Origin of the sequence: Kitasatospora sp. NPDC127035 (assembly GCF_042726075.1) — a bacterium.
Lineage (GTDB): Bacteria > Actinomycetota > Actinomycetes > Streptomycetales > Streptomycetaceae > Kitasatospora.
Genome location: NZ_JBHXDN010000084.1, coordinates 1 through 25,317, shown reverse-complemented (window position 1 = coordinate 25,317; position 25,317 = coordinate 1). Strand labels below are relative to the sequence as shown.

The 25,317-nt window shown below is 73.1% G+C and carries 21 protein-coding genes and 1 pseudogene; 15 read left to right on the top strand and 7 right to left on the bottom strand.

What is annotated here, in order from left to right:
* Positions 1-4 precede the first annotated feature (4 nt).
* Complete coding sequence (locus ACFWIC_RS36080; protein WP_380361034.1) at positions 5-985, bottom strand: aldo/keto reductase; 981 nt, start codon at positions 983-985, stop codon at positions 5-7.
* A 286-nt stretch (positions 986-1,271) separates the two neighbouring features.
* Here ACFWIC_RS36080 and ACFWIC_RS36075 point away from each other — a divergent pair, with 286 nt between their 5' ends.
* Positions 1,272-2,318, top strand: a complete 1,047-nt coding sequence (locus tag ACFWIC_RS36075) for an LLM class F420-dependent oxidoreductase (protein WP_329950182.1) — start codon at positions 1,272-1,274, stop codon at positions 2,316-2,318.
* Positions 2,319-2,480: 162 nt separating this feature from the next.
* On the opposite strand, the gene ACFWIC_RS36070 is transcribed toward ACFWIC_RS36075, so the two are convergent.
* On the bottom strand, positions 2,481-3,473 hold the full coding sequence (locus ACFWIC_RS36070) for a magnesium and cobalt transport protein CorA (RefSeq protein WP_329877749.1): 993 nt from the start codon (positions 3,471-3,473) through the stop codon (positions 2,481-2,483).
* A gap of 140 nt (positions 3,474-3,613) precedes the next feature.
* On the opposite strand from ACFWIC_RS36070, the gene ACFWIC_RS36065 reads away from it, so the two are divergent.
* From ACFWIC_RS36065 to mshC, 6 genes are all read left to right on the top strand, one after another.
* A complete protein-coding gene (locus ACFWIC_RS36065; RefSeq protein WP_380361035.1) occupies positions 3,614-4,378 on the top strand; it encodes a histidine phosphatase family protein in 765 nt (254 codons plus the stop codon).
* Positions 4,379-4,587: 209 nt separating this feature from the next.
* On the top strand, positions 4,588-5,151 hold the full coding sequence (locus ACFWIC_RS36060; RefSeq protein ID WP_329877745.1) for a DUF3090 domain-containing protein: 564 nt from the start codon (positions 4,588-4,590) through the stop codon (positions 5,149-5,151).
* Between the two features lie 218 nt (positions 5,152-5,369).
* Positions 5,370-6,137 carry an SCO1664 family protein gene (locus ACFWIC_RS36055; RefSeq protein ID WP_380361038.1) on the top strand — a complete coding sequence of 256 codons (768 nt, stop codon included), beginning with the start codon at positions 5,370-5,372 and terminating at the stop codon, positions 6,135-6,137.
* Positions 6,138-6,384: 247 nt separating this feature from the next.
* Positions 6,385-7,302 (top strand): helix-turn-helix domain-containing protein, encoded by a 918-nt coding sequence (locus ACFWIC_RS36050; RefSeq protein WP_329950184.1) that lies wholly within the window; start codon positions 6,385-6,387, stop codon positions 7,300-7,302.
* Between the two features lie 189 nt (positions 7,303-7,491).
* Positions 7,492-8,376, top strand: a complete 885-nt coding sequence (locus ACFWIC_RS36045; RefSeq protein WP_355406591.1) for a carbohydrate-binding protein — start codon at positions 7,492-7,494, stop codon at positions 8,374-8,376.
* A gap of 213 nt (positions 8,377-8,589) precedes the next feature.
* Complete coding sequence (gene mshC / locus ACFWIC_RS36040; protein WP_329877739.1) at positions 8,590-9,819, top strand: cysteine--1-D-myo-inosityl 2-amino-2-deoxy-alpha-D-glucopyranoside ligase; 1,230 nt, start codon at positions 8,590-8,592, stop codon at positions 9,817-9,819.
* A 158-nt stretch (positions 9,820-9,977) separates the two neighbouring features.
* Here mshC and ACFWIC_RS36035 read toward each other — a convergent pair whose 3' ends face one another.
* A complete protein-coding gene (locus ACFWIC_RS36035; RefSeq protein ID WP_329877737.1) occupies positions 9,978-10,928 on the bottom strand; it encodes a PAC2 family protein in 951 nt (316 codons plus the stop codon).
* Between the two features lie 354 nt (positions 10,929-11,282).
* On the opposite strand from ACFWIC_RS36035, the gene ACFWIC_RS36030 reads away from it, so the two are divergent.
* A complete protein-coding gene (locus tag ACFWIC_RS36030; RefSeq protein ID WP_380361036.1) occupies positions 11,283-11,822 on the top strand; it encodes an SRPBCC family protein in 540 nt (179 codons plus the stop codon).
* A gap of 30 nt (positions 11,823-11,852) precedes the next feature.
* On the opposite strand, the gene ACFWIC_RS36025 is transcribed toward ACFWIC_RS36030, so the two are convergent.
* The gene (locus ACFWIC_RS36025; protein ID WP_329950187.1) at positions 11,853-12,941 is read right to left on the bottom strand and encodes a glycosyl hydrolase family 18 protein; all 1,089 of its coding nucleotides are present in this window, start codon (positions 12,939-12,941) and stop codon (positions 11,853-11,855) included.
* A gap of 144 nt (positions 12,942-13,085) precedes the next feature.
* Here ACFWIC_RS36025 and metH point away from each other — a divergent pair, with 144 nt between their 5' ends.
* The 3 genes from metH to ACFWIC_RS36010 all read left to right on the top strand — a co-directional run bounded on the left by metH (position 13,086) and on the right by ACFWIC_RS36010 (position 19,412).
* Positions 13,086-16,595, top strand: a complete 3,510-nt coding sequence (gene metH, locus ACFWIC_RS36020) for a methionine synthase (protein ID WP_329877731.1) — start codon at positions 13,086-13,088, stop codon at positions 16,593-16,595.
* 142 nt (positions 16,596-16,737) lie between these two features.
* Complete coding sequence (locus tag ACFWIC_RS36015) at positions 16,738-17,442, top strand: HAD family phosphatase (protein ID WP_329877729.1); 705 nt, start codon at positions 16,738-16,740, stop codon at positions 17,440-17,442.
* Between the two features lie 362 nt (positions 17,443-17,804).
* Positions 17,805-19,412, top strand: a complete 1,608-nt coding sequence (locus tag ACFWIC_RS36010) for an ABC transporter substrate-binding protein (protein WP_355406600.1) — start codon at positions 17,805-17,807, stop codon at positions 19,410-19,412.
* A 63-nt stretch (positions 19,413-19,475) separates the two neighbouring features.
* Here ACFWIC_RS36010 and ACFWIC_RS36005 read toward each other — a convergent pair whose 3' ends face one another.
* On the bottom strand, positions 19,476-20,147 hold the full coding sequence (locus ACFWIC_RS36005; protein WP_030299918.1) for a response regulator transcription factor: 672 nt from the start codon (positions 20,145-20,147) through the stop codon (positions 19,476-19,478).
* Positions 20,148-21,056 (bottom strand): RecB family exonuclease, encoded by a 909-nt coding sequence (locus ACFWIC_RS36000; RefSeq protein ID WP_329877720.1) that lies wholly within the window; start codon positions 21,054-21,056, stop codon positions 20,148-20,150. It abuts the gene before it with no gap.
* A gap of 174 nt (positions 21,057-21,230) precedes the next feature.
* Between ACFWIC_RS36000 and ACFWIC_RS35995 the strand changes: the two genes are divergently transcribed.
* The 3 genes from ACFWIC_RS35995 (at position 21,231) to ACFWIC_RS35985 (ending at position 24,238) form a co-directional block, all read left to right on the top strand.
* Entirely contained in the window at positions 21,231-22,454 is a 1,224-nt protein-coding gene (locus ACFWIC_RS35995) for a site-2 protease family protein (protein WP_355406603.1), read from the top strand.
* 67 nt (positions 22,455-22,521) lie between these two features.
* Positions 22,522-23,481 carry a tRNA (adenine-N1)-methyltransferase gene (locus tag ACFWIC_RS35990; protein ID WP_329877716.1) on the top strand — a complete coding sequence of 320 codons (960 nt, stop codon included), beginning with the start codon at positions 22,522-22,524 and terminating at the stop codon, positions 23,479-23,481.
* A 97-nt stretch (positions 23,482-23,578) separates the two neighbouring features.
* Positions 23,579-24,238, top strand: a complete 660-nt coding sequence (locus ACFWIC_RS35985) for a hypothetical protein (protein WP_329950189.1) — start codon at positions 23,579-23,581, stop codon at positions 24,236-24,238.
* Positions 24,239-24,260: 22 nt separating this feature from the next.
* On the opposite strand, the gene ACFWIC_RS35980 is transcribed toward ACFWIC_RS35985, so the two are convergent.
* Positions 24,261-24,563 carry a ferredoxin gene (locus ACFWIC_RS35980; RefSeq protein WP_329877712.1) on the bottom strand — a complete coding sequence of 101 codons (303 nt, stop codon included), beginning with the start codon at positions 24,561-24,563 and terminating at the stop codon, positions 24,261-24,263.
* A 283-nt stretch (positions 24,564-24,846) separates the two neighbouring features.
* On the opposite strand from ACFWIC_RS35980, the pseudogene ACFWIC_RS35975 reads away from it, so the two are divergent.
* A pseudogene (locus tag ACFWIC_RS35975) lies at positions 24,847-25,317 on the top strand (proteasome ATPase); the annotation flags it as partial.

Here is a 25,317-nt window from a genome sequence, read left to right as displayed (position 1 = left end):
CGTCCTACAGCTCGCTCCACCCCTGGTCGGGGTAGCGGTGGACCGGCGCCGAGATGTCGTCGAGCGCACCGCGGATCTCACTCGGAAGCGTAAGTGCCTCCACCGACAACGACGCCTGCAACTGCGCCACCGTCCGCGCGCCGACCAGCGCGCTCGCCACCCCGGGCCGGTCCCGGACCCACGCCAGTGCCACCGCCAGCGGGCTGCTGCCGAGCCCGTCGGCGGCGGTGGCGACGGCGTCCACGATCCGTCGGGACCGCTCCCCGAGGTACGGCTGCACGAACCCGGTGAGGTACGGCGAGGCGCCGCGCGAGTCCTGCGGGACGCCGTGCCGGTACTTCCCGGTGAGCACGCCGCGCCCGAGCGGGGAGGAGGCGAGCAGGCCGACCCCGCCGTCCTTCGCGGCGGGCACCGCCTCCCGCTCGATCCCGCGCTGGAGCAGCGAGTACTCCAGCTGCGCGCCGGCCAGCGGGACCCGGCCGTGGTGGGCGTTCTGCCAGGTGGCCGCCCTGGCGAGCTGCCAGCCGCTGTAGTCGCAGACCCCGACGTACCGGGCGCGCCCGGAGGCGACGGCGATGTCCAGGGCGCTGAGGGTCTCCTCGACCGGCGTGGCCGGGTCGAAGGCGTGCACCTGCCAGAGGTCGACGTAGTCGGTGCCGAGCCGGCGCAGCGAGGCGTCGAGGGCGGCGAGCAGGTGGCCGCGGGAGCCGTCGAAACGGCGGCCGGAGGCGGGGACGCTGCCCGCCTTGGTGGCGATGACCAGGTCGGAGCGGGGGATCAGGCTGTCGGTGAGCCGGGAGAGCAGGTACTCGGCGTCGCCGTCGGCGTAGACGTCGGCGGTGTCGACCAGGTCGCCGCCGGCGTCCACGAACTCCTTGAGCTGCTCGGCGGCCGTCTGCTCGTCGGTGTCGCGGCCCCAGGTCATGGTGCCGAGGCCGAGCCGGGAGACCTGCAGCCCGGTGCGGCCGAGGTGACGCTTTTCCATCGGACGGGCCCTCTCACTGGCCGATATCGAGGGGACATCGGGCGGACGTCGGGGGGAGATCTGGGGGAGATCGGGGGGCAAACGCGCAGGTGGGGCATGGCGCCCCCACGTCGGCTGAGCGTAGCGGCCGGTGCCCGGGCAGGTGTGCAGACCCGCAGAACGATCACCGCCCGCCCGGTCGTCCGGGGCGCGGCCCGAATGTGACCCGGGTCACCTCTACCGGCCAGTAGCATGGCCGCCGGACGCCCGGTTACCCTCACGGAACACCTGACTGGAAGGCAGTGCCATGCGACTCGGTATCAACCTCGGCTACTGGGGACTCGGCATGGACGCCGACAACGTCGCCGTCGCGCAGGAGGCCGACCGGCTCGGTTACTCGGTCTGCTGGGCGGCCGAGGCCTACGGGTCGGACGCGGCCACCGTGCTGTCGTTCGTCGCGGCCAGGACCGAGCGGATCGACGTCGGCTCGGCCATCTTCCAGATCCCGGCCCGCACCCCGGCGATGACCGCGATGACCGCGGCGACCCTGGACACCCTCTCCGGCGGCCGGTTCCGGCTGGGCCTCGGCGTCTCGGGCCCCCAGGTCTCCGAGGGCTGGTACGGCGTGAAGTTCGACAAGCCGCTGGCCCGCACGCGCGAGTACGTCGAGATCATCCGCAAGGCGATGTCCCGCGAGCGGCTGGTCCACGAGGGCGAGCACTGGACGCTGCCGTTGCCCGGCGGGCCCGGCAAGCCGATCAAGCTCACCGTGCACCCGGTGCGAGAGCACATCCCGCTGTACATCGCCGCGATCGGCCCGAAGAACCTCGAACAGACCGGCGAGATCGCCGACGGCTGGCTGGGCATCTTCTTCGCCCCCGAGCACGCCGCGCTCTCGCTCGACCCGCTGAAGGCCGGCCGGGCCAAGGCGGGCAGGGAGCTGGAGGGCTTCGACCTCTGCCCGACCGTCACCATCGCGGTCGGCGAGGACATCAAGGCGGGCGTCGACTCCCAGCGCTCCTACGCCGCGCTCTACATCGGCGGAATGGGCAGCAAGGAGAAGAACTTCTACAACCAGCTCACGCGCCGCATGGGCTACGAGCAGGCCGCCGACGAGATCCAGGAGCGCTACCTGGCCAAGGACTACGCCGGTGCCGCGGCGGCCGTCCCGCACGACCTGATCGACGCCACCTCGCTGGTCGGCGACACCGCGCGGATCGCCGACCGGATGCAGGCCTACGCGGACGCGGGCGTCACCACGCTGACCCTGGCGCCGTCCGGCTTCACCCTGGACGAGCGGCTCCGGGCGCTGCGCACCGGTGTCGAGGCGCTGGAGCGCGCCGGGCTGGCCTGACCCGCGGGGCCGGAGCGGGCCCGGGGCGGACCCGCGGGGCCGGAGCGGGCCCGGGGCGGACCCGCGAGGCCGGGGCCGGAGCGGGACCGGAGCAGGGACCGGGGACCGGGGTGGAGGGACCGGAGCCGGGGAGGTGGCGCGAGGCCCCCGCCCCGGCCCGTCTCACAGCCAGCCGTGCCGCTTGAACACCCGGTGCAGCACCAGGCAGACCGTCACCATCACCCCGACCGCGGCCGGGTACCCCCAGGGCTGGCGGAGCTCGGGCATGTCGTCGAAGTTCATGCCGTACACGCCGGCGATCATCGTCGGCACGGCGGCCAGCGCCGCCCAGGCGGAGATCTTCCGCATGTCGTTGTTCTGCTGCACGCTCACCTGCGCCAGGTTGGCGGCGAGGATGTCGGAGAGCAGCCGGTCCATGCCCTCCACCTGGTCGTTGGCCCGGGCCAGGTGGTCGGCGACGTCCCGCAGGTAGGGCAGCGCCTCGGGCCGGACGAACGGGACGCCGCCGCGCTCCAGCCGCAGCATCGGGTCGAGCAGCGGCCCGGTGGCCCGGCGGACGGTCACCAGCTGCCGCTTGTATCCGTAGATCCGGCTCGCGATGTCGCGGCCGACCCGGCCGGGGGCGAACACGTCGGCCTCCAGCTCGTCGAGGTCCGCCTGGAGCCCGACGGCCACGTCCACGTACCCGTCCACCACCCGGTCGCAGACCGAGTGCAGCACGGCGCTCGGGCCGTACCTGAGCAGCTCGGGCTGCTCCTCCAGCTCGTGGCGCAGCTCGCCGAGCGGGGTGTCGGCACCGTGGCGGACCGTCATCACGAAGTCCTCGCCGACGAAGAGCATCACCTCGCCACTGGTGACGGCGTGGCCGTCGGGGTGGTAGCCGAGCGTCTTGAGGGCGACGAAGAGCGATCCCTGGTAGACCTCCACCTTGGGGCGCTGGTGGGCGCTGACCGCGTCCTCGACCGACAGCGGGTGCAGACCGAACTCGGTGCTGACCTCGTCGAGTTCCTCGGTGGTGGGTTCGAACAGGCCTATCCAGACGAAGCCGCCCCGGCCTGCCGCCCGCGCGGCGGCGAGGGAGCCGGCGGGGTCCGCGGGCGTCGCGACCGGGCGGCCGTCCCGGTAGATGGCGCAGTGGACGATCATGCGGGTCATTGTCGCCCCTGGGGCGCCCCGGGGGGTACCTGCCGCGACCGGCGGTGCGGGCCGTCGGCCGGGCTCGGCGCGATCCTCAGCCCGGCCCGGCAAGATCCTTTCGACCCCGCGGGGAGCCGGGAAGCCGTAGGGTGGGCCCCATGCCGACCCTGCTGCTCGTCCGCCACGGCCGCTCCACCGCGAACACCGCCGGAATCCTGGCCGGTTGGACCCCGGGGGTGGACCTCGACGACACCGGGCGCGAGCAGGCGGCCGCGCTGGCCGGCCGACTCGCCGGGATCCCGCTGGTCCAGGCGGTCAGCAGCCCCCTGGAGCGGTGCCGGCAGACCCTGGAGCCGCTGCTCGCGGTCCGGCCCGAGCTGGCCGGTCCCGAGAGGGGCGGTTCCGCACCGGGCGAGCCCGCCCTCGACGAGCGGCTCGGCGAGTGCCACTACGGCGACTGGACCGGCCGGCCGCTCGCGGAGCTGGCGAAGGAGCCGCTCTGGCGCACCGTCCAGGACCACGCGGCGGCGGCGGCGTTCCCCGGCGGGGAGTCGCTGCGCGAACTGAGCCACCGGACGGTCGGCGCGGTCCGCGAGTGGAACGAGAAGGTCGCGGCCGAGCACGGCGAGGACGCGGTCTGGATCGCCTGCTCGCACGGCGACGTGATCAAGGCGGTGGTGGCCGACGCGCTCGGTCTGCACCTCGACCACTTCCAGCGGATCAACGTCGACCCCTGTTCGGTGACCGCGATCCGCTACACCGCGCGGCGCCCCTTCGTGCTGAGGATGGGTGACTCCGGCGACCTCACCTCGCTGGCCCCGAGGCCGGCCGGCCCGGGCCGGCCGGGGGGTCCGGGGGCGCCCGAGGGCGACCCGGCGTCGAGCGGGGACGCCGTGGTCGGCGGCTCCACCGGGACGGCCTGAGCACCACCGCACGGCCCGGGGCCGCGCCGGACAGCCCGTCGCGGCGAACCTCCGCCCGCGGTGCCCTGTTCGCGGGCCTCCCCGCCCGGGGCTCGGCTCCCCGGCGCGGCCCGGGAGGTCGTAGGGTGACCATGAGTCCCCCGGACCCCGGCCGACCCCCATATCCCCGAACGATCCCTACGACGATCGAGACGATCCGGAGCGAGAGCGTGCCCCGTCAGGTCTACTTCTACGACCAGCCCGAACGGTTCGTGGCCGGCACCGTCGGCCAGCCCGGCGCCCGGGCGTTCTACCTCCAGGCGAGCGCCCGGGGGCGGATCACCAGCGTGCTGCTGGAGAAGACCCAGGTGACCGCGCTCGCCGAGCGGATCGAGGAGGTCCTCGACGAGGCGCTGCGCCGCAGCGGCGGATCGGCGTCCATCCCGCCGACCGCCCCGCAGGACCTGCTCGACACCGCGCCGCTGGACCTGCCGCTGGAGCAGGAGTTCCGGGTCGGCACGATGGCGCTGGCGTGGGACACCGTGGACAGCTGCCTGGTGGTCGAGGCGCAGGCCCTGGTCGAGGACGAGGAGGAGGAGGGCGCCGCCGTCTTCGAGGACGACGAGAACGGCCCGGACATGCTCCGGGTGCGGCTCTCCGGCGCGATGGCCCGGGTGTTCGCCAAGCGGGCGCTGGACCTGGTGGCGGCCGGTCGCAAGCCCTGCCCGTTCTGCAACCTGCCGCTCGACCCGGAGGGCCACCTGTGCCCGCGCGCGAACGGCTACCGGCGCTGAACACCGGGACCCCGCCCCGGGCCGAGGGCCCCGACGCCGCCGGGCCCGCGACCGCCGCGCCGGACGCCCCCGGGCCCGGAACGGCCACCGACGGCGACACGGCCACCGGTAGTGACACGGCCACCGACGGCGACACGGGCGCCGACACCGTCGAGGCGCCCCGGGCCGACCCGGCGGCGGCCGCCGCGCTCGCCGCCGACCCGTCCACCGCGCTGCGCCTGCTCCGCGAGGGCACGCTGACCGTCCACGGGCGGCTCACCGACGCCTCCAACGCCGCGCTCTACTGCACCGTCGCGCTGGACGACCGCACCGCCCAGGCGGTCTACAAGCCGGTGGCCGGCGAACGTCCGCTGTGGGACTTCCCGGACGGCACCCTGGCCGGCCGCGAGATCGCCGCGTACGAGGTGTCGGCCGCCACCGGTTGGGCGCTGATCCCGCCGACCGTGCTGCGCGAGGGCCCGCACGGGCCGGGCATGGTGCAGCTCTGGGTGGAGCCGGACCCGGACGCCGAGCCGCTGCTCGCACTCCAGGACCCGCGCGGCGCGGAGGCGGGCTGGTTGCCGATCGTCCGGGCCGAGGTGGGCGGCGGGCGCACCGCCCTGCTGGTGCACCCCGACGACGAGCGGCTGCGGCGGCTCGCGGTGCTGGACGCCGTGCTCAACAACGCGGACCGCAAGGGCGGCCACCTGATCCCGGCCGCCGACGGCCGGATCTACGGCATCGACCACGGCGTCACCTTCAACACCGAGGGCAAGCTGCGCACCCTGCTCTGGGGCTGGGCCGGGCAGCCGTTGCCCGCCGAGTCCGCGGAGGTGCTGGCCGGACTGGCCGAGGAGTTGGACGGCGCGCTGGGGGCGCGGCTGGCGCCGCACCTGACCGTCGCCGAACTGGACGCCACCCGGGCGCGGGTGGCGGCGCTGCGCGTCACCGGGGCCCACCCGCTGCCGTCCGACGACTGGCCGTCCATCCCGTGGCCGCCGATCTGACCCGGGCACACCCGGGCGGGGAGCGCCCCGTCCGGCCGTGCAGCCCGGCCCGCGGCGCCCTGCCGTAGGACCCGGCCGTGGAACCCTGCGGTGGGGCCCGGCCGCAGAATCCGGCCCGTAGCGCCCGGCCCGTCGCGACACCACCGTGTCCGAACCACCCGGCCGCGGCCGCGCCCGTGCGTCCGACGGGCCTCCGCAGCCGGAAGTGGTCTGGACCGGTATGCCGGACCGGCCGCACACTGCGACGATGGACGAGCGACGGACCACCCCCCACCTGGACCTGCCGCTGCACCGCTTACAGGTCCCGTTGCCGCATCTGCTCCCCTTCGCGATCGGCAGTTTCGACACCATCGGCCCGCTCTCCCGCGCGGGCTTCCCCCACCGGCACTCCTTCTACGAGATCGTGTACGTCACCGGCGGACGCGGCGCCCACGTCCTCGACCTGGCCCACCGGTCGCTGCAACCACCGCAGTTGTGCGTGATCGCGCCCGGCCAGGTGCACTACTGGGCGGACGCGGACGACCTCACCGGGCAGGTGGTCCTCTTCAACGAGGACTTCCTGCTCGCCCACCCCCAGGACCTCGCCGCGCTGCGCACCCTGGCGGCCCGTCCGGCCGTGCGGCTGGGCGAGCAGGCCGGCCCGATCGCCGCGCTGCTGGCCGACATGGAGGAGGAGTTCCGGGCCCGGCCGACCGGCTACCCGGGGGTCCTGCGGGCCAGTCTGCACATTCTCATCGTCCGTGCGCTGCGGGCCTGTTCGCCGGCCGGGCCGGGGGCGTCCCCCGGTCGCACCGGCGATCTGGCCGCCGCCTTCACCCGGCTGGTCGCGACCTCGGGCGGGGTGCAGCGTTCGGTCGCCTCCTGCGCCCACGAGCTGGGCGTCTCGGTGAGCCACCTGCAGGCCATGGTCAAACAGGCGACCGGTCGGACGCCGGGCCGGCTGATCCGCCAGCAGCAGACCCTGGAGGCGAAACGCCTGCTGGCCTGCACCGAACTGACGGTCCGCCAGGTCTCCAGGGAGGCCGGGTTCGGTGATCCGGCGTACTTCTGCCGGTTCTTCCGCCGGGAGACCGGGATGACGCCGGGGGAGTTCCGTACCCGGGTCGGAGGAAATCACCACGATCCCCGGATCAGGTCCATCGCGGCGGCTCCGGACGGCCCGTAGTTTGACTGCTGGCCACCGGCGGCCCGCCCGGCGCGAGCGGGTCGGTCGCCGGCCGGGTCCTTGTCATGCCCCCACCATGGCAAGGGCCGCCCCCAGACCGCCCCCCACGGGCTCCGGTGCGGGTCCCTGCACCGTCCCCCTACCCCTGGCACGAACGATCCCCCACACTCACACCGAAGGAGTCGGCGCATGCCCGCGTCCGAAGAGCCCACCACCGGGACGGACGGTCCGATCGACCGCCGGATCAGCCGCAAGACCGTCCTGAGGGCCGCCGCCGTGCTCGGCACCGCACCGCTGCTGGTCGGCGGTGGCGTCGCACTGGCCCGTGACCGGGTCGGCACCGGCGAGACCCCCGATTTCACCCCGGCCTGCCACGACGGCGACGCTCCCACCATCGAGCAGACCGAAGGCCCGTACTTCAAGCCCAACTCCCCGCTGCGCAGCTCGCTGATCACCAGCAGCACGCCGGGCACCCGGCTCACCGTCAGCGGCTTCGTCTTCGGCCGCGCGTGCCTGCCGATCTCCGGTGTACTGCTGGACTTCTGGCAGGCCGACGTCAACGGCGCCTACGACAACGCCGGCTTCAACTTCCGCGGCCACCAGTTCACCGACGCCAAGGGCGCGTTCAGCCTGACCACGATCGTGCCCGGCCTCTACCCGGGCCGCACCCGGCACATCCACGTCAAGCTCCAGGCGCCCGGCCGGCCGGTGCTCACCACCCAGCTCTACTTCCCGAACGAGCCGCGCAACAGCACCGACACCATCTACGACGCGCGGCTGCTGATGAACGTCCGCCAGGTCGGGTCGGCGAAGGAGGGCACGTACGACTTCGTCCTCAACGTGCCGCAGACGCCCAACCCGACCCAGACCCCCACCCAGACGCCCACCCAGACCCCGACCTCGACCCCGACGTCGACCCCCACGGGCGGGACCACGACGTGGACCGTGGGCACCTCCTACAACGCGGGCGACCGCGTCACCTATGCCGGCGTCTCCTACCGCTGCCTCCAGGGGCACACAGCCTTCCCGGGCTGGGAGCCGCCGAACGTTCCGGCCCTCTGGCAGCGGCTGTAGCGGCTCCGGCCGTATCACCAGTGGGTCGCGAGCGCCCGGTCGGCGGCAGGGCCGGCCGGGCGCCTCGATCGGACCCCTCCCACCAACGGGCAGGGGTCGTCAAGCCATGCGCACTATCAGTCCAGAACCGCTCAGGCAACGAAAGCAGGCGAATCCAGTCGATCTTCCCGACTGGTTAGGCTTTCAAATGTTCGCGCGGTTAAAGTCATTCCCATGCATGCCTGGCCCGCTTCCGAGGTTCCCGCCCTGCCTGGTCAGGGGCTCCCCCTTCGTATCCACGACACCGCTACGGGTGTCGTCCGGGAGGTCGTGCCGCAGGACGGCGCCGCCCGGATCTACGTCTGCGGCATCACGCCCTACGACGCGACCCACATGGGCCACGCCGCCACCTACAACGCCTTCGACCTGGTGCAGCGCGTGTGGAAGGACGCCGGCCACGACGTCCTGTACGTCCAGAACGTCACCGACGTGGACGACCCGCTGCTGGAGCGCGCCGTCGCCACCGGACAGGACTGGACGGTGCTGGCCGAGCGCGAGACCGCGCTCTTCCGCGAGGACATGACCGCCCTGAGGCTGCTCCCGCCGGCCCACTACATCGGCGCCGTGGAGTCGATCCCGTGGATCGTCCCGCTGGTCCAGAAGCTGCTGGCGAGCGGGGCCGCCTACGAGCTGGACGGCGACATCTACTTCTCCGTCGAGTCCGACCCGCACTTCGGCGAGGTCTCCGGGCTCGCCCGCGAGGCCATGCACCCGGTCTTCGCCGAGCGTGGCGGCGACCCGGACCGCCCCGGCAAGCGCCACCCGCTGGACGCGCTGCTCTGGCTCGCCGCCCGTCCGGGCGAGCCGGCCTGGGACACCGAGCTCGGCCACGGCCGCCCCGGCTGGCACATCGAGTGCGTCGCGATCGCCCTGCAGTACCTGGGGATGTCCTTCGACATCCAGGGCGGCGGCAGCGACCTGTCCTTCCCGCACCACGAGATGGGCGCCGCGCACGCCCAGGTCGCCACCGGCGCCCACCCGTACGCCAAGACGTACGTGCACGCCGGCATGGTCGGCCTGGACGGGCACAAGATGTCGAAGTCCCGCGGCAACCTGGTCTTCGTCTCGGCCCTGCGCCGGGAGGGCGTCGACCCGGCCGCGATCCGCCTCGCCCTGCTCTCGCACCACTACCGCGAGGACTGGGAGTGGACCAAGGCCACCCTGGACGAGGCCGTCGAGCGCCTCGCCCGCTGGCGCGCCGCGGTCAGCCGCCCGGACGGACCGGACGCCGAGCAGCTGCTCACCGAGGTCCGCGCGGCGCTCGCCGAGGACCTGGACGCGCCCGCCGCGCTCGCCGCGGTGGACCGCTGGGCGGAGCGCCAGCAGACCGGGGGCGGGTCCGACATCGGCGCGCCCGGCCTGGTCACCCGCACCGTGGACGCGCTGCTCGGCATCGCGCTGTAGCCGTCGGCCGCTCCGCGGCGCGGGCGTCCGGCCGAGGACGCCACCGCCGCGCGGGCGCGGACACGTCGAGGGGGTGACGGGACCACGGTCCCGTCACCCCCTCGACGCAGGCGGTGGAGTGCGGTGAGCGGCTGCGCCGACGACCGCGCGGGGAGGTGTCAGTCCTCCTCGGCGCCGTCCTGACTCTCCCGGGAGCCGGGTGACTCCGGCTCGCTCGGGCGCTCCGCCGTGGCGTGCCCGGCGACCGGCTTCTCACCGGTCGGTCCGACGTTCTCCCGCCGCCGCAGGTACCGCTCGAACTCGCGGGCGATCGCGTCGCCCGAGGCCTCCGGCAGGTCGGCGGTGTCCTGGGCCTCCTCCAGCTGCTGGACGTACTCGGCGACCTCGCTGTCCTCGGCGGCCAGCTGGTCCACCCCCAGCTGCCAGGCCCGGGCGTCCTCGCCGAGCTCGCCCGGGGGGATGCGCAGGTCCAGCAGGTCCTCCAGCTTGTTCACCAGCGCGAGGGTCGCCTTCGGGTTGGGGGGCTGCGCGACGTAGTGCGGCACCGCGGCCCAGAGCGTCACCGCCGGCACCCCGGCGTGCGTGCACGCCTCCTGGAGCACCCCGACGATCCCGGTCGGACCCTCGTACCGGCTCTCCTCCAGCTCCAGGCGGCGGGCCAGATCGGGGTCGGAGGTGACCCCGCTGACCGGCACCGGGCGGCTGTGCGGGGTGTCGCCGAGCAGGGCGCCCAGGATCACGACCAGCTCGACCCCGAGCTCGTGCGCGAAGTTGAGCAGCTCGTTGCAGAACGAGCGCCAGCGCATGCTGGGCTCGATGCCGCGCACCAGCACGACGTCCCGGGTGGTCGGCTCGGTCACCCGGATCACCGAGAGCCGGGTGGTGGGCCAGGTGATCCGGCGGACGCCGCCGTCCAGCCAGACCGTGGGCCGGTTGACCTGGAAGTCGTAGTAGTCCTCCGCGTCGAGGGCGGCGAAGACCTTGCCGCCCCAGGTCTCGTCCAGATGCGCCAGTGCCGCGGAGGCGGCGTCGCCCGCATCGTTCCACCCCTCGAAGGCGCAGACCATCACCGGGTCGATCAACTCGGGAACATCTTCCAGCTCGATCACCCAGCGTCTCCCTCCGGTCGGCTGCCGCCGCCCCATCCGGCCGTGCCCGGATGCCGGCGGGCCGGATGCCGACGGTCGAACCTCTCGTCACCCATGGAACGCCTCGCTCCATGGTCCCTACCTGCCCAGCCTACGGGCTTTGAAGCCCCGTTCCGGCGGGCACCGGGACAGTCTGGGGGAGGCGGGCGCCACGATCCAGCGGTTATCCCGCCGCTCGCCCGTTCCCCGGCCGGCCCCTCCTCCCCCCGCTCGTCCGGGCGGTCGCCGCGCTGCCTGGCCGCCGCGGCGCGCCCGCCCGGCGGTGCGGCGCGATGATGGAGGCGGGGCCGGACGCGGGGCGTGAGGAGCCGACGGATGAACGGACGGCTGTGGACCGGTGCCGGCGTGGTGCTGGCGACCGGGGCCGGTGCGGTACTGGCGACGCTGGCCGCCGGTCGGAGGCTGCCGGTGGAGCACGTCAGCGAGGGCGGTCTGGAGCTGACCCAGTCGCCCGGCGCGGTCTGGGAGGTGCTGACCGACCTCGGCCTCCACCCGGCCTGGCGCCAGGGCCTGGCCCACGTCGAGGTCCTGCCCGCGACCGCCGACGGCCTGGCCCGCTGGCGCGAGTACGGCCGGCACGGGCACACCACCTACGAGGTGCTGGAGAGCGAGGCCCCGCACCGCCTGGTGACCGGGATCGCGGACCGCGACCTCCCGTACGGCGGCACCTGGACGTACCGGCTGACGCCGGTCGGCGGGGGCTGCACGCTGACCGTCACCGAACGCGGCGAGGTCTACGGACCGTTCTACCGGGCCGTCCTGCACTACGTGACGGGCGAGGACGCCACCGTCCGCCGCTTCCTGGGCGACCTGGCCCACCGGATGGCCGCCCCGCTCCCCGCCTCGCCGGCCTGAGGCCGGGGCCCGTACGGGCCCCGGCCCCGCTCAGCGGACCCAGTGGCGCCGGTAGTCCGTCCAGTTCTGCTCGGTCGCGGCGAAGTCCACGTACAGCCCGACACCGAAGTTCTGCCGGTCGAGGTCGTACCGGCCCAGGCCCAGCCGGATGCCCCGGATGCCGGCGGTCACCGTCTCGGCGCGACCCCAGTGGCCCCACTTGTCCTCCCAGTAGAACGGCAGGCCCATCAGCAGGTCCACGTCCTCCGGGGTGGCCTCCAGCGCGAGCTCGGTCTGGTAGGCGTTGTAGCCGCCGTACAGCGACTCGGTCGGCATGCTGGAGTCGTACGTCATCACGGCGACCTGGTCGACCCGGCGGGCGGTCTCGGCGAAATAGGCCTGATCCCACCACTTGCCGTGGTCGGTCAACGCGATGGCCACGTTGTGCTGGTAAGGCAGCGGATCGATCTGCGGGACGGCCACCGAGAGCCTGGTGCCGCGTTCGGCCGTGACCGGGCGGACCTGGTCGAGCAGGGCGAGCCAGCCCTTCGAACCGGGCCGGATCGGCTCCATGTCGAAGTGCACGCCGTCGAAGCCGAGATCGAGCACCTGGCGGGCGGAGGCGGTGACCCGGTCCCGGGTGGCGGCGTCCTCCAGGTCCAGCGCGTCCTTCTCGGGCTTGACCTCGTCGCCCAGCCAGCTCTGCACCCGGATCCCGGGCAGCGCCCGGTGCGCCTCCTCGGTGAACCAGCGGGCCCGGGGGTGCACGGAGGGCGGCAGGGAGCCGTCGTGCTCCAGCGGGCCGGTGTGCACGTACAGGTCCCGGATGCCGGTTCCGGCCAGCCGCCGGGCGAGCGCGGCGATGTCCGCGTCACCCTTCCGGCCGTCGACCCAGGCGTGGCCGAGCCAGACCGCGTCGCGACCGCGGGTACGCGCCTCGGGCGACGGGTCGCCGACGTACTGGAGGCGCAGCGCGAGGGCCGCCGAGCCGATCGGCACCACCACGACGGCCAGCGCCACCAGCGCCGTTGCCAGCGACTTCCGCCATCGGGACCAGCTCCGCCAGCGGACGCGCAGCGCCCGGGCCCAGGCGGCGGGAACCGCCCCGATCCGACCCGCACGTGTCCGGAATCCACCCATAGCGTCGCTCTCCCCTCGCGGACGAGGGCTCAGGATACGAAATGGGTGCTCTGCTCCCAGCAGGGGCCGGATACCCTGGCCACGTGCGTCCCCGACTCAGCGGGTGCGCAAAGCCGACAGCCGTCGCACCCAGGGAGAAGCCCCATGGCCACTGCAGCCGACCCGTCCGTCACCCAGCAGAGCCGCGCGAACGCGCTGCGTGAGGCGCTGGCCACCCGTGTGGTGGTCGCCGACGGGGCGATGGGCACCATGCTCCAGGCCCAGGACCCGACGCTGGAGGACTTCCAGGACCTGGAGGGCTGCAACGAGGTCCTCAACCTGACCCGGCCCGACATCGTCCGCTCCGTCCACGACGCGTACTTCGCGGTGGGCGTGGACTGCGTGGAGACCAACACCTTCGGCGCCAACCACTCGGCGCTCGGCGAGTACGACATCCCGGAGCGCGTCTTCGAGCTCTCCGAGGCCGGGGCCCGGATCGCCCGCGAGGCCGCCGACCAGCACACCGGGACCGACGGCCGGACCCGCTGGGTGCTCGGCTCGATCGGCCCCGGCACCAAGCTGCCGACCCTCGGCCACGCCCCGTACGCGACGCTCCGCGAGGGCTTCCGGCAGAACGCGGCGGGCCTGATCGCCGGCGGTGCGGACGCCCTGCTGGTGGAGACCAGCCAGGACCTGCTGCAGACCAAGGCCGCGATCCTGGGTTCCAAGGCCGCCCTCGCGGACGCGGGCCTCGACCTCCCGGTGCTGGTCCAGGTGACCGTGGAGACCACCGGCACCATGCTGCTGGGCTCCGAGATCGGAGCCGCGCTGACCGCGCTGGAGCCGCTCGGCGTCGACTACATCGGGCTGAACTGCGCCACCGGCCCGGCCGAGATGAGCGAGCACCTGCGGTACCTGGCCAAGAACGCGCGGATCGGCCTCTCCTGCATGCCGAACGCCGGTCTGCCGGTGCTGGGCAAGGACGGCGCGCACTACCCGCTGAGCCCGGCCGAGCTGGCCGACGCGCACGACGTCTTCACCCGCGAGTACGGGCTGTCGCTGGTCGGCGGCTGCTGCGGCACCACCCCCGAGCACCTGCGCCAGGTGGTCGAGCGGGTCCAGGGCCGGCCGGTCACCGTGCGCGACCCGCGTCCCGAGCCCTCGGCGGCCTCGCTCTACCAGGCGGTGCCCTTCCGCCAGGACACCTCGTACCTGGCGATCGGCGAGCGCACCAACGCCAACGGTTCGAAGAAGTTCCGCGAGTCGATGCTGGCCGGCGACTGGCAGGCCTGCGTGGAGATCGCCCGGGACCAGATCCGGGACGGCTCGCACCTGCTGGACCTCTGCGTGGACTACGTCGGCCGCGACGGCGTCGCCGACATGAAGGAGATCGCCGGCCGGCTGGCGACGGCCTCCACCCTGCCGATCGTGCTGGACTCCACCGAGCCGGAGGTGCTGCGCGCGGGTCTGGAGTCGCTCGGCGGGCGCGCCCTGCTGAACTCGGTGAACTACGAGGACGGCGACGGCCCGGACACCCGCTTCGGGCGGATCGCCTCGCTGGCCCGCGAGCACGGCGCCGGCCTGATCGCGCTGACCATCGACGAGGAGGGCCAGGCCCGCACCGCCGACAAGAAGGTCGAGATCGCCGAGCGGCTGATCGCCCAGCTCACCACCGAGTACGGCATCGACGAGGGCTCGATCCTGGTCGACTGCCTGGCGTTCACCCTGGGCACCGGGCAGGAGGAGTCCCGCCGCGACGGCATCGAGACCATCGAGGCGATCCGCGAGCTCAAGCGCCGCCACCCGGACGTGCAGACCACCCTCGGCCTGTCCAACATCTCCTTCGGCCTCAGCCCGGCCGCCCGCATGGTGATCAACTCGGTCTTCCTGAACGAGTGCGTCGAGGCGGGCCTGGACTCGGCGATCGTGCACGCCTCCAAGATCGTGCCGATGGCCCGGATCCCCGAGGACCAGCGCGAGGTCGCCCTCGACCTGGTCTACGACCGCCGCAGCGAGGGCTACGACCCGCTGCAGAAGCTGCTCCGGCTCTTCGAGGGCGTCTCCTCGGCCTCCGTCCGGGCGTCCAAGGCGGAGGAGCTGGCCGCGCTTCCGCTGGAGGAGCGCCTGCAGCGGCGGATCATCGACGGCGAGCGGAACGGCCTGGAGGCCGACCTCGACGAGGCGCTGACGGAGCGCCCGGCGCTGGAGATCGTCAACAGCACGCTGCTGGCCGGCATGAAGGTGGTCGGCGAGCTGTTCGGCTCCGGCCAGATGCAGCTGCCGTTCGTGCTCCAGTCCGCCGAGGTGATGAAGACCGCGGTGGCGCACCTGGAGCCGCACATGGAGAAGTCCGACGACGAGGGCAAGGGCACCATCGTGCTGGCCACCGTCAAGGGCGACGTCCACGACATCGGCAAGAACCTGGTCGACATCATCCTGTCCAACAACGGCTACAACGTGGTCAACCTGGGCATCAAGCAGCCGGTCTCGGCGATCCTGGACGCCGCGCAGGAGCACCGGGCCGACGTCATCGGGATGTCCGGCCTGCTGGTGAAGTCCACCGTGATCATGAAGGAGAACCTGGAGGAGCTGAACCAGCGCAAGCTGGCGGCCGACTACCCGGTGATCCTCGGCGGTGCCGCGCTCACCCGCGCCTACGTCGAGCAGGACCTGCACGAGATCTACGAGGGCGAGGTCCGCTACGCCCGGGACGCCTTCGAGGGCCTGCGGCTGATGGACGCGCTGATCGCGGTCAAGCGCGGTGTGCCGGGCGCCACCCTGCCGGAGCTGAAGCAGCGCCGGCACGCACGGGTGGAGGTCGAGGAGCCCGAGGAGGTCAACCTCGGCCAGATCCGCTCGGACGTCGCCGTCGACAACCGGGTGCCCGAGCCGCCGTTCTGGGGCGACCGGATCGTCAAGGGCGTGCCGTTCGCCGACTACGCGAGCTGGCTGGACGAGGACGCCCTGTTCAAGGGCCAGTGGGGCCTGAAGGCCGCCCGGAGCGGGGACGGCCCCTCGTACGAGGAGCTGGTGGAGACCGAGGGCCGGCCGCGGCTGCGGATGTGGCTGGACCGGCTGCAGACCGAGGGATGGCTGGAGGCGGCCGTCATCTACGGCTTCTACCCGGCCAACTCCAAGGGCGACGACCTGATCGTCTTCCACGAGGACGGCACCGAGCGGACCCGCTTCACCTTCCCGCGCCAGCGGCGCGGGCGCCGGCTCTGCCTGGCCGACTTCTTCCGCCCGGAGGAGTCCGGGGTCCGCGACGTGCTCGGCCTCCAGGTGGTCACCATGGGCAACCGGATCTCCGAGGCGGCCAACGAGCTGTTCGCCGACAACTCCTACCGCGACTACCTGGAGCTGCACGGCCTCTCCGTCCAGCTGGCCGAGGCGCTGGCCGAGTTCTGGCACGCCCGGGTCCGCTTCGAGCTGGGCTTCGGCGACGAGGACCCGCAGGACGTCCGGGACATGTTCGCGCTGAAGTACCGGGGCGCGCGGTTCTCCCTCGGCTACGGGGCGTGCCCGGAGCTGGAGGACCGCGCCAAGATCGCCGACCTGCTGAAGCCCGAGCGGATCGGCGTGGTCCTCTCCGAGGAGTTCCAGCTGCACCCGGAGCAGTCCACCGACGCGATCGTGATCCACCACCCGGAGGCCAAGTACTTCAACGCGCGGTAATCCGGATGCTGCGCAGCGTTCGCCCGATCCGGACGGGCCGGGCGTATCCTTGATGATCCTGAACGGGCCGGTCCGCTCACCAGCGGGCCGGCCTGTGTCATCCCCGGAGCCGATCCGGGGGCACGGACGGAAGGATCCCGCCATGACCACCATCTCCACCGCCATCCAGACCCTCGACCCGGGCGACGGGCAGGGCCTGCAGGCGGTGCTGCTGGACATGGACGGAACGCTGGTGGACACCGAGGACTACTGGTGGCAGGCGGAGGCCTCGCTCTTCGCCGAGCTCGGCTACGCGCTCGACGAGAAGGACCGTGCGCAGGTGGTCGGCGGCCCGATGAGCCGGGTGATCGACTACCTGCTCGCCACCACGGGCGTGGACCTCGCACCGGCCGACCTGACCGTGCTGATCAACCAGCGGTTCGTGGACCTGCTGGCCGGCGGGGTGCCGCTGATGCCGGGTGCGGAGCGGCTGCTCAACACGCTCGCCGCGCACGGCGTCCCGGCCGCCCTGGTCTCCGCCTCCCACCGGCACATCATCGACATCGTGCTGCGCTCGCTGGGCGCCGAGCACTTCGCCTTCACGGTCGCGGGGGACGAGGTGCCGCGCACCAAGCCGCACCCTGACCCGTACCTGGAGGCGGCGCGCCGGCTGGGCGCCGATCCGGCCCGCTGCGTGGTGGTGGAGGACGCGCCGACCGGGGTGCGCGCGGCCGAGGCGGCCGGCTGTCCCGTGATCGCGGTGCCCTCGGTGGCGGCGATCGAGCCGGCGCCCGGCCGGCTGGTGCTGTCGTCGCTGGAGCAGGTCGACCTCGAGCTGCTCCGCTCCCTCGTCGCCTCACGGGTGTGATTGTCGTCTCATTGCACATGAGCACTACCGGCCGGTAGTCGGTCCGGACCGGCTCCGGCCCTCGACGGCCCGGGGAGAAAACGGGCATTGGCTGACAACTCGCAGGACGGCCCTGTCCGGTGCCGTCCCCCCGTGTCCCAACTGTCACCTGTGGGGGTATCGGGGGTGTGTGTTCGATATGGCACGCTACTCCAGTTCGTTCCCCACCCCCGAGCCCAGGCACCGCCGCTGACGGGCAACCCCGTCCTGCCCGCGGTCGCACGGGCGCCCGGCTCGCGCGCGCCCCCCTCCGCAACCCAGGAGGCAACCGGCTCGCGGGCCCCCGGCCCTCCGGCCGGACCGCACCCCGAAGGACGCGACCCGTGAAGACTTCAGCTGAACGACTGGCCGTGCTCGGCTGCGCCGGACTCGTGGCCGCCTCGGTGGCCGGCTGCGGCTCGGTGACCGACGCCGTCAAGGGGGACGGCGACAAGGCGATCACCATGGGCACCACCTCGGTGACCAACGCCCTGGACCCGGCCGGCGCGTACGACGCCGGCTCCTGGCTGCTGCTGCGCAACACCTTCCAGTCGCTGCTCAGCTACCCGGCCGCCTCCAGCGCGCCCGGCCCGGACGCCGCCCAGTCCTGCGAGTTCACCGCGGGCGAGGCCACCCAGTACCGCTGCACGCTGAAGTCCGGCCTGAAGTTCTCCAACGGGCACGCGCTCACCGCCGCCGACGTCGTCTTCTCGATCCAGCGGACGCTGAAGATCAACGACCAGAGCGGCCCGGCCGGGCTGCTCTCCTCGATCAAGTCGGTCGAGGCCAAGGGCGACACCGAGGTGGTCTTCCACCTGGGCCAGCCCGACGCCACCCTCCCGGCCAAGCTGGCCGGTCCGGCCGGCGCCATCGTCGACCAGGAGGTCTTCCCGGCCGACAAGCTGCTCGGCAACGACAAGCTGGTCGGCTCCGGCCCGTACAAGATCGACTCGATCGAGCCGATGGCCGGCGGCACCGGCGGCCCGGGCAAGGTCGTGCTGTCGCCCAACGACAAGTACACCGGCGACGCCAAGCTGCGGAACAAGAAGTTCACCCTGCGGTACTTCGACAAGCCCGCCGACCTCAAGGCCTCGCTGGACAAGGGCGAGGTCGACCTCGCCGACAACAGCCTGGAGCCCAACACCGCCGCCCAGATCCTCTCCGACCAGCAGGGCGGCAAGACCGACCTGCGCGTCGTCGAGGGCGACAGCAGCGACACCCGCTACCTGGTCTTCAACACCAAGGACCCGGTCGGCGGCAACGTCGCCGTCCGGCAGGCCGCCGCCCAGCTGGTCGACCGCAAGGCCCTGGCCCGCGACGTCTTCGCCCGCACCGTCCAGCCGCTCTACTCGATGGTCCCGGCCGGCGTCAGCGGCCACAACACGGCCTTCTTCGACCGCTACGGCGACCAGGACGTCACCAAGGCGAAGGCGATCCTCACCGCCGCCAAGGTCCAGACGCCGGTCAAGATCACCCTCACCTGGTCGCGCTCGCGCGCCGAGGGCGCCGAGTCCGAGACGCTGAAGAAGCAGCTTGAGGCCGGCGGCCTGTTCCAGGTGACCGTCCAGCACGAGCCCGACTGGGACGCCTTCAAGAAGGGCTGGGCCGAGGGCAAGTACCAGATGTACACGATCGGCTGGTTCGCCGACTACCCGGACCCGGACAACTACGTCGCCCCGCTGGTCGTCGAGGGCGGCGCCTACCACCACGGCTGGGACGACCCGCAGATCAGCCAGAAGCTCGTGCCGGACACCCTCAAGCAGGCCGACCGCGCCGCCGCGACGACGGCCTACGGCCAGATCCAGGGCATCGTGGCCACGAACGCCCCGCTGATCCCGCTGTTCCAGAACAAGTCGTTCTTCGCCTCCCGCTCCAACATCACCGGCGTGGAGTCGACCGTCGACACCACCGGCTTCTTCCGCTTCTGGGAGATCGGCCGGGTCGGCAAGTAGCCCCCGTACGGAGGCCCGGCCGCCCCCCGGCAGGGGAGCGGCCGGGCCTCCGGCACGTCCGGGTCAGAGCGCGCCGGGACGGACCAGCCCGCTCTCGTACGCGTACACCGCCGCCTGCACCCGGTCGCGCAGCTGCAGTTTGGTCAGCACGTGGCCGACGTGCGTCTTCACCGTCGTCTCGCTGACGAACAGCTCCGCGGCGATCTCCGCGTTCGACAGCCCGCGCGCCACCAGCTTCAGCACCTCCAGCTCCCGCTCGGTCAGCGCGTTCAGCGCCTGCGGCGGGGCCTCCTCACCGGAGGGCAGCTTGGTGGCGTACATGTCCAGCAGCCGCCGGGTGATCGACGGCGCCAGCATCGCCGCACCGTCCGCCACCACCCGGATCGCCTGCACCAGCTCCTCGGCCGGCACGTCCTTCAGCAGGAAGCCGCTCGCACCCGCGCGCAGCGCCTCCACCACGTACTCGTCCAGGTCGAAGGTGGTCAGCACCAGCACCTTGGCCGGGCCGTCCCGCCCCGGACCGGCGATCCGGCGGGTCGCCTCCACGCCGTCCATCCGCGGCATCCGGATGTCCATCAGCACCACGTCGGGCTGCAGCGCCCGCACCTGGTCCAGGGCCTGCTGGCCGTCGCCGGCCTCGCCGACCACCACCAGGTCGGACTCGGCCTCCAGGATCATCCGGAAACCGGTGCGGAGCAGCGGCTGGTCGTCGACCAGCAGCACTCGGATCGTCACCTAGGACTCCTTGCTCATCGGATCCCCCGTGGGATCGTCCTCGTCAGACGTGCGCGCCAGCGGCAGCGGGTACGGCGGGGGCGTGCCGCCGAACTCCGGGCAGCTGGCCTGGTGGTCGCACCAGCCGCAGAGCCGGTTGCGGGTCGCCGGGAAGTCACCGGTCGCCACCGCGTGGCCGATCCGCTCCCACAGCGCCAGCAGCTTGCGCTCCACCGCGAGCAGGTCGGCCTCGTCCGGGTCGTAGCTGACCACGTCCCCGCCGCCGCCCAGGTAGACCAGCTGCAGCCGCCGGGGGATCACGCCCTTCCACCGCCAGACCACCAGCGCGTAGAACTTCATCTGGAACATCGCCTTGCCCTCGAAGTCCCGCGAGGGCGCCCGGCCGGTCTTGTAGTCGACCAGCCGCACCTCGCCGGTGGGGGCGACGTCCACCCGGTCGATGTAGCCGCGCAGCAGCAGCCCGGAGTCCAGCGCCGTCTCCACGTAGAGCTCGCGCTCCACCGGATGCAGCCGGGTCGGGTCCTCCAGCCGGAACCACTGGGCGAGCAGCTTCTCGGCGTCGGCCAGCCAGAGGGTCAGCGCCGCGCCGTCCGGGTCCTCCGGGAAGAGGCCGGACAGCTCCGGGCGCTCGCCCAGCAGCCGCTCCCACTGCGGGCGCAGCAGGCCCAGGGCCCGCTCCGGCGTCCGCTCGGCCGCCGGGCTGTCGAACAGCCGCTCCAGCACCGCGTGCACCAGGGTGCCCCTGGTCGCCGCCGAGCTCGGCGGCTCCGGGAGCCGGTCGATCACCCGCAGCCGGTACAGCAGCGGGCAGGTCAGGAAGTCCCCCGCGCGGGACGGGGACAGGCCGGTCGGGGGCGCCGCCGGGCGGGGCGCGACCACCTCGGCGCTGCTGGTGTCGGTCTGCTGCATACCCCGACCCTATTGCCCTGCGCCGTCATCCCGCTGCCACGGTGCTGCCGGAACCCGCCACGGGGTATGAGGCAGGGAGAAGCGAGGGGCGCGCGGCGCCCGGCCGTCCCGATCACGTAGCGTGGGCGCACCGGCGTGAGGCGCGGCGCGGGGGAGACGGACGAAGGGACACCGGTGAGCGACAGCAGGGGGCAGCAGACCTCCGACCAGCCACCGCACGGCGGCGGCAACCGTCCCGGAGCCCCGCCGTCCGAGGACCCGGAGCCCCGCGGCGGCATCCTGGTGGGCCGCCCCTTCGGCGTCCCGGTGTACGTCACCCCGTCCTGGTTCGTCATCGCCGCGCTGATCACCTGGGTCTTCGGCGGCCAGCTCGACCGCGTCCTGCCCGAGCTCGGCGGCGCCCGCTACCTCGTCGCGTTCTCCTTCGCGGTCGCGTTCTACGGCTCCGTCCTGGTGCACGAGCTGGCCCACACGCTGGTCGCGCTCCGCTACCGGCTCGGTGTCCGCCGCATCCAGCTCCAGTTCTTCGGCGGCGTCTCCGAGATCGAGAAGGAGGCCGAGAGCCCCGGGCGCGAGTTCTGGCTCGCCTTCGTCGGACCGCTGCTCTCGCTGGTCCTGGGCGGTCTCTTCTTCCTCGCGCTCCAGGCCGTCGAGTTGACCACCGTCCCCGGGGTGCTGCTCACCGGCCTGATGGTCTCCAACCTCGTCGTCGCCGCCTTCAACCTGCTGCCCGGCCTGCCGCTGGACGGCGGCCGGATGCTGCGCGCCGTGGTCTGGGCGGCCACCGGCCGCCCGATGGCCGGCACCGTCGCGGCCGCCTGGGCCGGCCGCGGCCTGGCCGTCGCCGTGCTGATCGGGCTGCCCCTGGTCAGCGCCGCCCGCGACCTCGAACGCAGCCGCACCGACACCATGATCGACGCCGTCCTGGCCGCCGTCCTGGCCGCCGTCATCTGGAACGGCGCCGGCGGCGCCCTGCGCAACGCCCGGCTGAAGGAGGTCCTGCCCGGGCTGCGGCTGCGCGACCTCGCCCGCCGGACCGTCGAGGTCACCGCCGACACCCCGCTCGGCGAGGCCATGCGCCGCGCCGGCGAGGCCGGGGCCGGTGCCGTCGTCGTGGTCGACGGGCGCGGCGACCCGATCGCCATCGTCCGGGAGTCCGCCGTCCGGGGCATCCCCGAGCACCGCCGTCCCTGGGTCGCCGTCGGCCCGCTCGCCCGCGACCTCGAACCCGGCCTGCGGCTCTCCGCCGACCTCGCCGGCGAGGACCTGCTGCGTGCCGTCCGGGCGACCCCGGCCGGCGAGTACCTGGTCGTCGAGGAGGACGGCCGGGTGTACGGGGTGGCCGCGCTCACCGACATCGAACAGCGTCTGACCGCGGCGGTCACCGGCCGGTCCTGACCGCGCCGCCGGGGCCGACGATCACCCCGGTCGGGCGGGGCCGTCCGCTTCCCTTAGGATTGTCCGCATGTCCGAACCGACCGGTGCCACCCGCCGACGCGGGCCCTTCCAGGTCGGGGACCAGGTCCAGCTGACCGACCCCAAGGGCCGCCACTACACGTTCACGCTCCAGGCCGGGAACCAGTTCCACACCCACAAGGGTGCGTTCCCCCACGACGAGCTGATCGGCGCCCCCGAGGGCACGGTCGTGCGCACCACGGGGAACGTCCCGTACCTCGCGCTGCGCCCCCTGCTCCCCGACTACGTCCTGTCCATGCCGCGCGGCGCCGCCGTGATCTACCCCAAGGACGCGGGGCAGATCCTGGCGATGGCCGACATCTTCGCGGGCGCCCGCGTGGTGGAGGCCGGCGTCGGATCCGGCGCGCTCTCCACCTACCTGCTGCGCGCCGTCGGAGACACCGGCATGCTCGCCTCCTACGAGCGCCGGCAGGACTTCGCCGACATCGCCAAGGGCAACGTCGAGCGCTACTTCGGCGGGCCCCACCCGGCGTGGAAGCTCACCGTCGGCGACCTCCAGGACAACCTGGTCGAGGCCGACGTCGACCGCGTCATCCTGGACATGCTCGCCCCCTGGGAGTGTCTGGACGTCGCCTCCAAGGCGCTCGTCCCCGGTGGCCTCATCTGCTGCTACGTGGCCACCACCACGCAGATGTCCAAGACCGTCGAGGCGCTGCGCGAGCACGGCACCTTCACCGAGCCGCAGGCCTGGGAGACCATGGTCCGCACCTGGCACCTGGAGGGCCTGGCGGTCCGCCCGGACCACCGGATGATCGGTCACACCGGCTTCCTGCTCACCTCCCGCCGGCTGGCCGACGGCGTCGAGCCGCCGCTGCGCCGCCGCCGCCCGGCCAAGGGCGCCTACGGCGAGGACTACGACAACGGGTCGCCCGAGCGCTCGTTGCAGGAGCGCGCCGCGGCCCGCGCCGCAGCCCGTACCGAGACCGACGGTCCGACCGACCTCGGCTAGCACTCCGTCGAAGGGGCGGTACGCGTCGTCGTACCGCCCCTTCGCGCTGCCCGGAGGGGCACCCCGGGCCCTCCAACGGCCGCCCCGGTGTGGGACGATGCTCGCTCACACAGACCACTGGAGGGGACGCCTGGTGGAGACCGCGGTCGGGACGACGGCTGGACAGCACACTTCCGGACGGCAGGGCCCCGGGGGCGGCACCGCGCCCGGCCGGGCCGGGACCGCCCCCTGGCACTGGGCCCTCACCGTCGCCGGCTGCGCCGCCGTGGTGGCGGCCGCACTCGCCGCCGCCCCCGCGACCGGGACCCCCGGCCCGGCCCGGCCGACCCCGAAGGCCCTTCCGGCCGCCGTCGCCCCCGACCCGGCCGCGGCCGAACTCCCCCTGGACTGCGGACCGTTCCCGGTCAAGATCGCCATCAGCTTCGCCGCCGACCTGGGCGACGGCCGGCCCGGCACCGTCGCCGCCGCGCACTGCGCGGCCGAGAACGGCACCCCGCCGGACGCCGTCTACCTGCTCGGCCCCGGCCCCGCCGGCGGCCGACCCGTCGTCCTGGCCACCCTGCTGTCGGAGCGTGAGAACCTCACGGTCGGCCGGCTGGCGCTGCGCAGCGACGGGGCCGTGACCGGCCACGCCCAGGGCTACTCCGGTGACGACGTGCCGCGCTTCGAACCGGACATCTCACTCGACCTCACCTGGACGCGCAAGGGCGGCGGCTGGGACCGTTCCCAGACCGCCGCCCCGCTCAGCCGGACCTGAACTCCGCCAGGACCGGGGGCGCCTACTCCGCGTCCGGGCCGTACACCTCGACCCGGTCGGCGGCCCGGCGGACGTGGATGCAGTCGCCCGGGCAGTCCTTCACCGAGTCCACCACGTCCTGAAGGAGCGTCAGCGGCACCGGCACCGTCTCGCCGGGCTGCTGGCGCAACTCGTCGTCGGCGCCCTTCACATAGGCCAGGCCGTCGATGTCCAGTTCGAAGACCTCGGGCGCGTACTGCGCGCAGATGCCGTCGCCGGTGCACAGATCCTGGTCGATCCAGACCTCCAGTGGTCCGGTCTCCGTCTCCGACTCGCTCACCGACATGCTTTTCCGCCGTTTCTGTCCCGGGACGTCCCCGCGCGGGGCATTCCCGCCATTCGTACAACGATCGGACCTCAGGCAGCGGTCGCGATCGGATATCGACTCGATCGACGATACATCTGGTCCGCTTTGGCCGGTGCGCGGTGGGTATCCCCCTAGCAGAGGGGAAGCACGCGAGGGCGAAGATCGGACACGCCCGTTCCATCTTTCTTGATCTAGGGGTTTACGGACCCCTGGTCCCAGGTAGGGTCTGGAAGCGTCCAGCTCCCCGGAGGAGGTGAGGACCGTGGCAGCCCACGATGACGACTACAACCGCAGCACCGGCAGGCCCGCTCGTGGTTCCGACGAGACCGCTCAGGTCTCGTACCTTGAGCAGGAAATCGCCGTCCTGCGCCGCAAGCTCGCCGACTCGCCGCGCAATTCGAGAGTCCTCGAAGAGCGGATCGTCGAGCTCCAGACCAACCTGGCCGGCGTGACCGCCCAGAACGAACGGCTCGCCTCCACCCTGCGAGAGGCCCGCGACCAGATCGTGGCCCTCAAGGAGGAAGTGGACCGGCTGGCACAGCCCCCGGCCGGATTCGGCGTCTTCCTCAGCCAGAACGAGGACGGCACCGCCGACATCTTCACCGGTGGCCGCAAGCTCCGCGTGAACGTCAGCCCCAACGTCGAGCTCGACGAGCTGCGGCGCGGCCAGGAAGTGATGCTCAACGAGGCCCTCAACATCGTGGACGCGATGGCCTTCGAGAGCATCGGCGAC